The sequence below is a fragment of the Clostridium aminobutyricum genome (genome assembly GCF_017255415.1).
In the GTDB taxonomy this organism is placed as follows: domain Bacteria; phylum Bacillota; class Clostridia; order Peptostreptococcales; family Anaerovoracaceae; genus Aminipila; species Aminipila aminobutyrica.
This window is the reverse complement of sequence record NZ_JAFJZZ010000001.1, coordinates 673,785-686,612: the sequence shown is the minus strand read 5'-3', so window position 1 is coordinate 686,612 and position 12,828 is coordinate 673,785. Positions and strand designations below refer to the sequence as shown.

Sequence of the window (12,828 nt, the reverse complement as noted above, 5' to 3'; positions counted from 1 at the left end):
CCTTTTATTCCAGCATCATTTTCTTTAAGTTACAATTTTTGTTTGTTACGATTACTCCGCAATAAGTTGTAATGTCCGAAATTAAATCAGAAACCTCCCTGATATCATCCATAGTCACCTTATCAATATCTCGGATAACCTCTTCCGGCGTGTAAATTTTATTTAAAATGGTTGCGTTCTTCCCAATGGAGAACATTCTCCCGTTGACATTTTCCTGTCCGAAGATATAAGAGGCTTTGAGCTGTTCTTTTGCTACCGCTAATTCATCTTCGGTGATACCATCCGTTTTCAGATGGTCCAATTCCTCTTTGATGCCAGTGATAGCCGCATGAATCTTATCATGGCTTACCCCTGCATATATATTGAAATAACCTGCTTTTAAATACGAACTTGCATGGGAGTAAACGGAATACGCCAATCCTTTTTCTTCTCTGATGTTCTGGAAAAGTCTCGCACTCATACTTCCGCCCATCACATTGTTGAGCAGAATAAGCGCATAGTATTTATCATGATCCATCTCAAGACCTCTGGTGCCCAAGCAAATATGAGACTGCTCAATATCTTTCACTTTTACTTCGTATAACGGCTTATATCCTTCTTCCGTATACTGTTTTTCCTCTTTAGAAGGCTTCAAATGTTTTAATTTCCCTTCAAAAATACCGCAAATCTGATCGGCATCGAAGTTACCTGCAATGGATACCACAATATGATCTCTGGTATATTCATCTTCAATATATTTTTTTAACATATCCCGAGAAATACCATGTAAAGATTCCTTCGTTCCAATAATAGATTTTGCCAGTGAAGAACCCTTGAAAATAAGTTCACTAATGACTTCATGCGCATAATCTTCCGGAGAATCCTCAATCATCTTCATTTCCTCGTAGATGACTTCTTTTTCTTTCGCCATTTCTTTTTCATCAAATTTTGAATGGAGAAACATATCCAAAAGAATATCCGCAGCTTTATCTAAATTGGAAGCTAGTGTCTTAATATAATAACAAGTTGCTTCTCTTCCGGTAAATGCATTGATCTGACCGCCAATTCGATCCACATCTTCTGCAATTCTCTTTGCTGTTCTATTTTCAGTACCCTTGAACATCATGTGCTCAATAAAATGGGAAACACCGGAAACGTTACTTTCTTCGTCAACTGCTCCCGTTCTCACCCACACGCCAATCGAAGCAGATTGAACATAGGGGATTTTTTCCATAACGATACGAATACCACAATTTAATGTTCTGATTTCAACCATATTTTAACCTATTCCTTCTATATTGTATTTTCAATTTATTTAAATAAACAGTTCTTTCCTTCGTTTATTATACCTTTACACCGGCATTCTGTAAAGTGGCACAATACTGTAGTGTTGTGCGGTAATTTGCTTTATCAGCTCTGGCAGTGCTTTGACTGTTTCCGCTTTTGGATGCATTAAAATAATAGCTCCGTCCAGAGGTTTTGACATAATTCGATTGACAATCACATCGGCTGTTGACCCTTCTCGCCAATCAATGGTGTCGGAAGACCATAAAACCATTTTATAACCCAGCTCCTCACAAATTGCCACGGTTTTTTCATCATAATCACCTGCAGGCGGTGCAAATAGATTTGTTTTGATTGAAATAGTATCGATGATGGCTTCTTCCGTTTTTTGTATTTCTTCTTTTACTTTCTCTTTTGAAACTTGACTGCATAAGGCGTGACTGTATCCGTGACTCTGTATTTCATGACCCTTTGTATACATTTCTCGAAGCAGATCCGGATGATTCTCCGCCCATCTTCCGGATACAAAAAAGGTGACGTGAATATTATTTTCTTCAAAAATCTTTAACATAGCCGGAATATTTTCTTCTCCCCAGTCCACATTACACACGAAGGTACATAGATTATTGCCTTCTGCTCCATTTCTTATAATGAGTTCTTCCCCTTCTTCTGAGACATATTCGGCAGCGGTTGATTCTTGATCTCTTTCCTCATTGATTTTCTCCCAAGTCAACGCAACTTGACCGGCTAATATCCGATCCAAATGAGTGAAACCTTGAAAGGCTCCAATAGCAAGAGCGATTACTACAACCCCCAAAACAACTATTTTTTTCTTCATAAAAAAACACCCCCACTAAAATTATGCGTGGGAGTGCTTATTTTATACCAGTTGAGTTCAGTTCTTTTAGTTTATCTTTCCGTCTCTAAGATTTAAGTACATATAAGCTACTTTTGCCGCCTGCGCTCTGGTCGCCAGTCCTTGCGGTTCAAAGTTGCCTTCCGGCTGTCCATTCATGATTCCGGCTCCGACTATAGTGTAAACGTAGTCTCTGGACCATGAATTGATCGCACTATCATCTGTGAAGGAGATATTCGTTGCTGTTTGAGTAAATTCAAGTCCCTGATTTACGGCAAATTTGCAAAGCATGATACTCATTTGTTCACGAGTAATGTTCGCATTTGGCGCAAATTCGGTGTCGCTCATTCCACTTACAATACCCTTTTCATATCCCCAATTTACGTAATTGTAATACCACTCTGAAGAAGACACATCCTTAAAGCCGGCAGCAGCAGACGCTGATACATCTAACCCATCTACCATTTTTGCAAGAATTGTTAAAAATTGAGCTCGGGTAAGCTGTGTATCAGGATAGAATTTATTATCGCCCATGCCGTTCAATATATTTCTAGCCGCTAAATTTCCGATATAAGCTTTTGCCCAATGATCCTTTGTATCAAGGAAGTCCTTAGTCAGAACACCGACTTGTACCGGTATCGTAATGGTATTTCCGTTATAAGCAATATAAATATTACCGGTTTGTGCAGAACTGTTTCCTGCAGTAAACAAGCCGTTTTGATCGATGGTTCCTATATTTTGATCACAGGACCAGGTGAACAAATCGTCTTTGGATACTACATTAATCGGTCCGCTCTTTACAGACATATTGATATCTGAAGTTTGGCATGCTTCGATGTATAGTTTCGTAACAGAAGGTGTAATCGTCAAGTTACTTTTCACTACCTCAACTTCTGTTGTACCCGATATATTACCGCTGTCTCCTGTTATTGTTACTCTTCCTTCATTTTCTCCGGCGGTGAATAAGCCGCTGGAAGTGATTTCACCATTTCCACCGCTTACTTCATACGTTAAAGAACCCGGTAAAGAAGTTTTTTCAAATAAGCTATTGGAGGCATAACCGTTGATTTGTACGGATGCACCCGGCATAGCTAATGTTAAAGAAGGATAAAGATTTAAATGCTCAGGACTGCTTCCTCCGTTCCCCGATTGATAAACAAATAGGAGTCCGTTAGCCACCTTACGTTCGCTCCCTTCTGAAGGAGAATTTTTACGGGTGGCCGTATTTTCTATGCCCGGAAGCCGTGAATAAAAAGCAGTAGAACCGCCTCCATCCATGTTAAAAGCATACACACAACCTAAGCTCTTCATATGGTTGGCTAAATCCACTAAATTTAATCCGTTGGATACGGTGCTCTGTCTTCCGTCTAAAGAATAGATGATCACATTACCATCCGCTTTAATACCTACTGCAGTTCTAGGGTTTAAATTTGTTCCTGAAGTGACAATATTTCCGTTTTCAAGTAAAGAATAATAAATTCCCATCGCTTCAGTCGCGTCTGCCAAGCCTGTGTTATTATTGTCTGTGACTGAAATTTCAACTTCACTTCCTACTACCATACAATATAAGGTAGATGCACTGGCAGAACCGGAAACCGTTGACAACACCACTTCATTTTCACCGATCGGTGTATTGTGTGCATCCACATTGACTGCTTTTACTGTTCCCTTTATCGTTTTTCCAACCTGCAACTGCATCCCATCCGTACTGCCGCAATCGACAACAACCTCAATGCAAGAACCGGCTGTCATCGTGCTGTTTGCATAGTGCCGATTGAATAAGTGCAGTCCCTTTGCTGCTCCAAAAGGCACATTATAATAATCAACTTTTGATGAAAACGGTGCTTGCACCTGTTGTACCTGCTGCGTGGTTACTCCGTCCGTCGTCGTTACGTCCTGAGCCAGGTCATACGCAATTGTTCCGTTCACCTGATAGTTAAGGTTGACATATTGCATGGATGCCTTTCCGTTCGAATCAAAGGCAATTGCTCTGTCCGGTGCATAACCCGAAGTAACAATATTTCCTCCATGAATAACAAGACCTTTCGGCGTTCCTGTTGCGGTATCGTAAAGATCTCCGTTAATGGCAGCCAATACCTTATACCCTTGTTGTTCCGCATAATTCACCATACTGCCTACTGTAGCAACACTTCTAACCTGTCCATTAAAAACCCACGGTTTTACAGTGCCTGCACTGGTATCCGCATCTACAAAATACGCGTGCTCCAATCCGTTTGTTCCATGAAGTCCTATCTGCTCATTGTATGTAACACCATTAAAGATTTCTTTCCTTGAGTCTAAATAGGCATTTCCAAAGCCGCTATAATAGGTGAAGCCCGTAAAGCTCGTAAATACCATGGCAGCGGTTAGCAATATTGCTAATTTTTTCTTCATTTCCATTCCCCCTTTTAACATTCTGTCCGGTATTTTAATACCGTTGGCAGAATTTAGGCTAGCAAATCACCAATCTTGATTTGTAGATTTGCATCGTCCAACATTCTGTCCGGTATTTTTTCGTCCTTTTGACGATGAGTTCCGCAACAAAACCCAAGATTATTCTATCATGGTAAATTTAAACTTCAAGTTACGGTTCTATTACGAAAAAGTAAACATCTCCTTATTAAAGGAGTCCCCATTATACAAAATAACCACGACATCCGGCTTATTTTTCTTTGCATATTCCACGATAGAATCCTTAAAAAGCCTTAAATCTAAAGCCCTTACTTCCGATACGCCGAGAGACAAGAATGAATAAACAGGTATCCCAAACGAGTCTTTTATCATCAACACTCTCCCATCATTTACCAAATGATTTTGGAAAATAAGTTCCGTATTATCGCCGTGGTATACCGCATATCTATTATTGTCAACAGGTGCTTTTTCCTGCATATATTCCTTTACTAAAACAGCGTTTTTAAAAGATCCATTAAATACGGTTTCTGCACCATAGTCATATTGATAAAGGGTATAGTCGGTTTTGAATTTAGGTGTAATCAGTGTAAAATCATCCAGTCCGGAATACAATTGACCGGTACGACGCCCCATGGATCCCAAATAGCAGTTTTTAAAAGTCTTTGTATTATAATTTTTTATATCCTTATATTTACTGTCAATATGAAAGCCATAATCTTTATTCAATTCGTCTTCAATATACCCGGTTGCATCAAAAGCTGTTTCGATACGCCAATGGTGATCTGTATCAAAAAATAGTTCCTTTTGAGTCTTCGTACCATTTCTCAATAACGGCCTCAGGTCTAAATAGTCTATATTGTTTTCGTCAAGGCCCTTTAGAAATAAATTCACATTGGCATCCACATAATCCTTCTTATTAATAGGAATCTGTTGTTCTGAATCGGTCAGTTTAAACGGTGCTTGTACATATAATAAAGGTATGCCGATTTCATCCAACTCATGCTTCAATTCTGTGATCGATCTCAAAGACTGTTCTACTTCTTTCTCCTTTTTTTCCACTTTAAAGATGATTTGATCGTAGGTGGTTCTATAGATTTCGCCATATCCTGCATCTGATATGATCCGCTTACCCAGCATTTTCTGTACGAAACCATAAAGGTCATTATAGGCTTCTTTCTGATAGGTATTTTCATAAATCACATCTTCGGCAATTTGAATGGCAGAAGATAACCGATCGAAGATTGGTGTCCCCGGCAGTACTTCTGTTCTGTATTCCACTAAAAACTCATGGACCGGACTCTTGTCTTTATCGGCCAGCAGGCCAATGAACATCCCAAAAATGATGGCAAAGAAAAGTATGGCCGTAATGCCTTCCACTTTAATTTTCATGGCACACCTCCACTAGAAATTGAAATAGATAAATGGATTATACGCACCCTTTACCAAGTAAGAAATGCATGCTAAAAATAATCCGATCATGACGATAACGTATAATGCCTTTGACAGTTTCGTTTTGGCTATTCTTCTTCGTTTAATCTCTTTTGCAATCGGTGTTGAAAAAATAATTCCGAAAATAAGAAAAACAAGATACTCAGATGTACAAACGATAGCGTTAGGGTCTATTATTCCGCCGGTGCCAGGTATAAACATTGTTTTCATATAAATAAAGGCATCGGTAATATTCTCTGATCTGAAAAGCACCCATCCCAGTATCACCAAAAGCATAGTATAGAGGTGCAGGAATACCCTATGATGCTGGATTTTATCAATCCCAAATGTTTTTTCTATGGATAAGGAAACAAAGTACAGCAATCCCCAGCAGATAAAGGTCCAATTTGCTCCATGCCAAAGGCCGGTTAAAGACCAAACAACAAAAAGGTTGAAATAAATGCGGCCCGTCGATTTTACACGGCTTCCGCCCATTGGAATATAAACGTAATCCCGGAACCATGACCCCAATGAGATATGCCATCTTCTCCAAAACTCCGTCGTGGATTTAGAGATATACGGATAATTAAAGTTTTCCGGAAACTTAAAGCCAAACATGCGGCCAAGGCCGATGGCCATATCCGAATAACCCGAAAAATCGTAGTAGATCTGCAAGGTATAACAGATTGCGCCCAGCCATGCCATGCCCATGGACAACTCATCGGAGCCCATATTGAAAGCCTTGTCCGCGACCAGCGCAAAATTATTGGCCAGCAGCACTTTTTTAGCCAGTCCTACTAAAAAGCGGCATACCCCTTGGGAAACGTCTTCAAAGCTTTCTTTTCGATCCATGATTTGATCCGCAATCGTTTCATATCGTACGATAGGACCGGCAACCAGCTGAGGGAAAAAAGCAATATAAAGACCTACATTTAACGGATTTCTTTGTACCTCTCCATGTCCTCGATAGATGTCTATGACATAAGAAATGGCCTGAAAGGTAAAAAAGGAAATACCGATCGGCAATAGGATCGTAGGAATGTCCAAATTCACGTCAAAGAGCTGTTTAATATTTTTCATCGTAAACATCAGGTATTTAAACACGAAAATAATGCTTATATTAAATATAAGCATTATTGCAATGGTTATTTTGGCCCGTAAAGGCTCTGTTTTATATTTTGCAACTAATAGTCCAAAACCCCAATTCATGAGGAATGAACCGATCAGCACAAACACAAATTTAGGTTCGCCCCATGCATAAAACCCTAAACTAACGATCAGTAAAAACACGTTCTGCACAATTCTGTTAAATCGAAAAACCGTATAATACAAAAAAAGTACTGCCGGCAAAAAACAAGTCATAAAAACAAGTGATGAAAAAAGCATAACATTACCTACTATATTTAATATTTCTTATTTACGTAATTATCTATTTTCGAGCGTTTTCGGACATCGTCAAATACTCCTTCACGCTTCAATTCTTCCACAATACCGCGGTTAATCGTATGGAGGATGACATTGTCATAATCCAACAGAACAATTTCGATCAGCTTATTATCCAAATAGTCCGATTTTGACTTAACATAATACGCTTCTATGTTTTCATAATCCAGAAAGCGCAACAATCGTATCACCGATTCGTCCTTTTTGCTATAGTTAACCTTTATTTTATTTTCGATCTCCCGCACAATGTCCGGATGTTTTTCAATTAATTTTTTATCTCTTATTCTGAGCGTGTTATATTTTGCAACAGCATTATAATACTGATAATTATAAATACCCTTTTCAAAGGAATCAATTTTCTGAAAAGGTTTCAGGTTTAATCTAGTTATAAAGTAATAATGCTCTTCTATAAACTCTTTTTTACTAATATCTCCCTTTTGGTATTTATATATTAACGCATCTCTATTATCAAAAAACTCATCAAAAGTTGTTTTTCTTATTTGGACTGCCATTTTTTTCTCCTAAATGCATACTAGACACATTATTATATACTATTCTTACTTAAAATGCAAATTACAGTAACCAACTATTTCAAACCTTCATATACTAACCCATAAAGACTATTCACCACATGAAGGAGGGAAATATATGAGTTGTTTCGGCAACCGAGTATCACCGGACCTCTATCAGAATTGCTGCAACGCAAATACTCTCTGCGAGTTTAGCGGGAATATTAATGATTTGGTTACAGAGCCGCTGTATGTTCAAAAAGTATACGATGCTGTGTTATTTAATCTTCAGGGAATGAAGACTGTTCAGAACCAGCGTTTTACTCCAAATATTCCAAGAAATCACAGAGTAAAAAGAGTTATAGACATACGCTGTAAGAGGTTCTTTAACCCGGCAAACATAGACGATCCAAGGAATTTAAAGCTAGAACTCAATACTAGTATTTCGGGAGCAACATTCCTGCAGAATGCGCAGGGTCAACCAATTCAAGTAGTAGGACCTGACGGTACTTTCTCTGAAAAAATATTATTCGCAGATACAACGGACTGCGATGATCAATGCATGGGCACACCGATTTTCGGCACTCAAAACATCTCTGTAACAGGTAATGTACAAGTATTTGTTGATTTGCTGCTATGTGACAGAAATAACAATGAAGTTGTATTTACAGTATGCACAGATGTAAATGTTGCAACCGCCACACAACCTTTAGTACTTACTAATTTCTTTGAAATCTGCATGCCGTCTACTATTGACACAGCCTTTTTGCCAAGATTTACTGAGTTTTGCAATACAGCCTGTGAAACAAGGCTTGCAACCAATAATATGGGAAGAGACTTATCAATCAGTCAGAATGGAGAGGTCTCTGCTAATTTAATTATCGCAATTTGCATTACTTGCGAGAAGAAGATTGTAGTTCCAGTCCAGCTTTGCGTATTGTCAACTGGATTTGCACAAATCAGTCCTCAGGTCAATGCGATTTGCACGACCTTCCCTACTCTGTTCCCACAGCAAATCAAGGAAAGTGATACCCTTGAAAACTGCGGAGAAGTGAGTCCAGAGGAAGACGAAGTTGAATGCGTACCTTGTTGCGTACCTTGTTGTCCTGTCTCCTGCGAAGAAGAAGCTGAAGAATCTTGCAGAAGAAATTCTAGAAATAGAAGATAAACAAATACATTCTAAAAGCCCTTCCCGATTGGAAGGGCTTTTTAGTATGCCCTCAAACGTGATCTTTTTAAATGTTGTATAATGTTTTACTTATTTTCCAATACTATTAAAAATTCATAGAGGAGGAATAGTACATGTTAAAGTACATTTGTATACCATGTGGATATGTTTATGATCCGGAACAAGGTGACCCTGATAATGGAATTGAACCTGGTACTACTTTTGAAGATCTTCCGGATGATTGGGAATGCCCGATATGTTTTGTAGGGAAAGAGGATTTCGAAGAAGTCGAAGAATAATGGGTCAAGTGATACGAAAGAAAAATAAAAGAGGTGTTAAATATGGCAGTTTCTTCACATAAAGGAGCCATTTCATTTGGGTTAGTACACATTCCTGTTGCCCTGTATACAGCGACGCAGGATAATGATATACATTTTAACCAATTGTGCAAACAAGATAATAGCCGAGTCCGGTATAAAAAAGTATGTGCCGGATGTGGAAAGGAAGTCTCATCCGGAGATATTATTAAAGGATTTGAATACGATAAAGACAAATATGTCATTGTTACGGATGAGGATTTTGAAAAGATAAAAACAGAAAAAGACCGTTCCCTGCAAATCCTGCACTTTGCAGATTTGAAAACAATACAACCTGTATATTACGATAAAACCTACCATGCAGTTCCTGAAACAGGCGGTGAAAAGGCCTTTGAACTGCTAAGAACAGCTATGCTGCAAGAAAATAAAGTAGCCATTGCAAAAACCGTTATGGGCAATAGTGAAACACTTCTTTGCATCATACCAACCGAAAATGGAATCTTAATTGAAAAGATGTTTTATCAAGATGAAATTAAGGAAATCCCTAAATCTTATGCAAGACCAGAATTGAATGAAGGCGAACTCACCATGGCCAAAACGCTGATTGAATCTATGGCCAAGCCATTTGAACCTAGTCTGTATAAAGACGAATATCAGGAACGGCTTAGGGTATTAATTGAAGATAAAATAAATGGAAAAGAAATTATTGCAGCTAAACAGGAGTCCGGTGGAAATGTAATCGATCTGATGGAAGCATTACAGAGAAGTATAGAACAATCAGAAGAAAAACCGGCTAAAAAGAAGACAACTGCTAAAAAACAACAAGGCGCATAATAATGGAGCTGTTTTTAAAGTCTGAATTCTAGACAGCCAGCATCTACGGATACGTTTTCAGAATGATCCGTCGCTACTGGCTATCTAGAATGATTCAAACTATTTTAAAACAGCTCCATTATTTTAGCCGTTGATCGATTTGGAAAAAATCTTTCCAAGGATCCATGCCGTTCATCCTCGATAATGCCTCTGCCATATTGATACCATCGGGAGCTACCGTATCCAGCTCTTCCCATGTGATAGGCATGGATACCCGAGCCCCTTCTCTTGCTCTTATAGAATAGGGCGCAATACTGGTGGCTCCTCTGCCGTTTCGAATCCAATCAATGAAGATCTTGTTTTTCCGGTTCGCCTTTCTGACATTGCTGGTGTAGCGGTCAGGCCACTTTTGTTCCATTACTACAGCAATCCGTTTAGCGAAATCATAAAATGTTTCCCAATCTACCGAAGGCTCAAAAGGTACAACCACATGATATCCTTTGCCTCCGCTTGTCTTCAGAAATGAGATCAAGGAAAGTTCTTGGAGAATGCTTTTTACGTCTTTTACCCCCTGACGCACCGTTTCTAGGTTCATTCCTTCATCCGGGTCCAGATCAAATACCATCCTGTCCGGTTTTTCCAGATTGTCGGCACGGCTGCCCCATGTATGAAATTCCAGTGTGCCCATCTGTGCTTCATAGACGAGCCCGGAAGTATTTTCAATGTAGAAATAGTCCTCCGTCTCTCCGTTACTGTTGGTAACCGGAATTGTAACGATGGCTTTATTCTTTGCGGCCGGGTGCTTCTTAAAAAAACAAGACTGAGACATTCCTTTAGGACAACGTACAATGCTGAGAATTCTGTTGCTTACATAGGGCAGCATACGTTCTGCAATCGTTTCGTAATACCGCACCACATCCAATTTTGTGATGACCGGATTTTCAAATATTACTTTATCCGGGTTGGTAATCTTTATGCCGTCGATGATCATGCCATTGCCGGCTGTCGTCGTGAATTCCTCCATATTATTGTCTGACAATTCCTCCCTACTCATTATTTCATCGGATGGTGTTTCATTATCTGCCTTTTCCCTCTTTATATCTCTTGGGTCCTTATCCGCCCGAAGGCCTTTAAAACTCGCTTGTCTTAACAGATTATCCTCGGTCCATCCCGCAAACTTGATTTCTGCAACCAGTACAGGTTCAAGCCAGGTCATTTTTTCATTCTTTCTTGTTTCAGGAAACTGCCTGAAAGAGGGCGTTTTTTTCTTTATACGTTCAAATTTTTCTTCGAGTTCCTTCATGCTTCGTGCGGTCAGACCTGTTCCGGCACGTCCGGCATAGACCAATTCTTCTCCTTCATAAACGCCAAGGAGAAGTGAACTGACTCCGCTGGCTTTTTTATCCGTAAGAGTATAGCCTCCGATGACGAATTCCTGTCGTTTATCGCATTTCAGCTTAATCCAATCGCCGTTTCTTGTTCCACTGTAGACGGAATCGGCTTTTTTCCCTACGATTCCTTCCATATTAGATTGGCAGGATACAAGGAAACATTGCTTTCCATTTCCTGTGACATGCTGACTGTAGTAGAGGTTTTTTGGCGCATCCTGCATCAATGCTTTCAAGGTTTCTTTTCTGTTAATCAAAGCTTGTTCCCTTAAATCCACACCATCCAGTGCCAGAAGGTCAAAGAGGATATAGGTAAGCTTCTTACCCCTCGGATTTTTCGTATAGTCCTGAAGCGCCTGAAAATCGGTTTTACCGTTCTCATCAGTGACAGCCATTTCCCCGTCCAAAATCATCGGCCTTCCGGCTGCCCAATCGGCAAGTGAATAGGCGATATCCATAAATCGATTTGTATAGTCCTTGCCATTTCTGGTCATGAGTCGAACGTTGCTTCCTTCCACATAGGCAATAATTCGATATCCGTCGTATTTCATCTCATACAGCCAGTCCTCCTCCTCCGGAATCCGATTGACCAGTTTGGCCAGCTGTACATCGGCATGATCAAAAGGATTTCGGATGATTTTTTCATTCTCCCCTTGTTCTATTTCCGTCATGGTGCGTCCGGTTCGGATGCTGGTGGTACACGCAGCAAGTGTATCGGTAGTGTTGGCATATTCATCTTTTTCTTTGAGCAAAAGCCAGTTATTCTTCCCCTCACCCGCTTTCGGTTTCATTCGGACCAACGCCCATTTTCCCCTCAATCTTCTTCCCTTCAGAACAAACTTCAGCGAACCGCTGATGAGACCTTCCTCTACATCCATCTGGGGTTCCCAATAGCCTTCGTCCCAGAGCATCACAACTCCGCCGCCATATTCCCCCTTGGGAATCGTCCCCTCAAAGTTCCTGTATTCCAAAGGATGATCCTCCACCTGTACAGCAAGCCGCCTGTCACGGGTATTATAGGAAGGTACTTTGGGCACCGCCCAACTCAAAAGAGCTCCGTCCCATTCGAGACGCAAGTCGTAGTGATCTCTGCGGGCTAAATGATGCTGGATGACAAACTTCAGATGTTCTTCCGGCTTTTCCGCTTTACCTTCAGGTTCGACCGTTATTTGAAAATTCCTTTTTTGGTTGTATTCTTCTAATTTTATAGTCATTTACATACTACCTTTTA

Annotated in this window: 10 protein-coding genes; 3 read left to right on the top strand and 7 right to left on the bottom strand. The window is 39.9% G+C overall.

Annotated elements, in window-relative coordinates:
* Window positions 1-4: 4 nt before the first annotated feature.
* From JYB65_RS03350 to JYB65_RS03325, 6 genes are all read right to left on the bottom strand, one after another.
* Window positions 5-1,255: a M16 family metallopeptidase gene (locus JYB65_RS03350; RefSeq protein WP_206581196.1), complete on the bottom strand. Its 1,251-nt coding sequence runs from the start codon at window positions 1,253-1,255 to the stop codon at window positions 5-7.
* Between the two features lie 75 nt (window positions 1,256-1,330).
* Window positions 1,331-2,101 (bottom strand): polysaccharide deacetylase family protein, encoded by a 771-nt coding sequence (locus tag JYB65_RS03345; RefSeq protein WP_206581195.1) that lies wholly within the window; start codon window positions 2,099-2,101, stop codon window positions 1,331-1,333.
* A 66-nt stretch (window positions 2,102-2,167) separates the two neighbouring features.
* Window positions 2,168-4,513: an S-layer homology domain-containing protein gene (locus tag JYB65_RS03340; protein ID WP_206581194.1), complete on the bottom strand. Its 2,346-nt coding sequence runs from the start codon at window positions 4,511-4,513 to the stop codon at window positions 2,168-2,170.
* A 201-nt stretch (window positions 4,514-4,714) separates the two neighbouring features.
* Window positions 4,715-5,920, bottom strand: a complete 1,206-nt coding sequence (locus JYB65_RS03335; RefSeq protein ID WP_206581193.1) for an alginate O-acetyltransferase AlgX-related protein — start codon at window positions 5,918-5,920, stop codon at window positions 4,715-4,717.
* Between the two features lie 12 nt (window positions 5,921-5,932).
* Entirely contained in the window at window positions 5,933-7,345 is a 1,413-nt protein-coding gene (locus JYB65_RS03330) for an MBOAT family O-acyltransferase (protein ID WP_206581192.1), read from the bottom strand.
* Window positions 7,346-7,362: 17 nt separating this feature from the next.
* Window positions 7,363-7,914, bottom strand: a complete 552-nt coding sequence (locus JYB65_RS03325) for a DUF6648 family protein (RefSeq protein WP_206581191.1) — start codon at window positions 7,912-7,914, stop codon at window positions 7,363-7,365.
* Between the two features lie 136 nt (window positions 7,915-8,050).
* On the opposite strand from JYB65_RS03325, the gene JYB65_RS03320 reads away from it, so the two are divergent.
* From JYB65_RS03320 to ku, 3 genes are all read left to right on the top strand, one after another.
* A complete protein-coding gene (locus JYB65_RS03320; protein ID WP_206581190.1) occupies window positions 8,051-9,079 on the top strand; it encodes a hypothetical protein in 1,029 nt (342 codons plus the stop codon).
* A 134-nt stretch (window positions 9,080-9,213) separates the two neighbouring features.
* Window positions 9,214-9,378: a rubredoxin gene (rd, locus tag JYB65_RS03315; protein WP_206581189.1), complete on the top strand. Its 165-nt coding sequence runs from the start codon at window positions 9,214-9,216 to the stop codon at window positions 9,376-9,378.
* A 42-nt stretch (window positions 9,379-9,420) separates the two neighbouring features.
* The gene (gene ku, locus JYB65_RS03310; protein ID WP_206581188.1) at window positions 9,421-10,230 is read left to right on the top strand and encodes a non-homologous end joining protein Ku; all 810 of its coding nucleotides are present in this window, start codon (window positions 9,421-9,423) and stop codon (window positions 10,228-10,230) included.
* A gap of 118 nt (window positions 10,231-10,348) precedes the next feature.
* Here the strand turns inward: ku and ligD are convergent, their stop codons facing one another.
* The gene (ligD, locus tag JYB65_RS03305) at window positions 10,349-12,811 is read right to left on the bottom strand and encodes a DNA ligase D (protein ID WP_206581187.1); all 2,463 of its coding nucleotides are present in this window, start codon (window positions 12,809-12,811) and stop codon (window positions 10,349-10,351) included.
* Window positions 12,812-12,828: the final 17 nt, after the last annotated feature.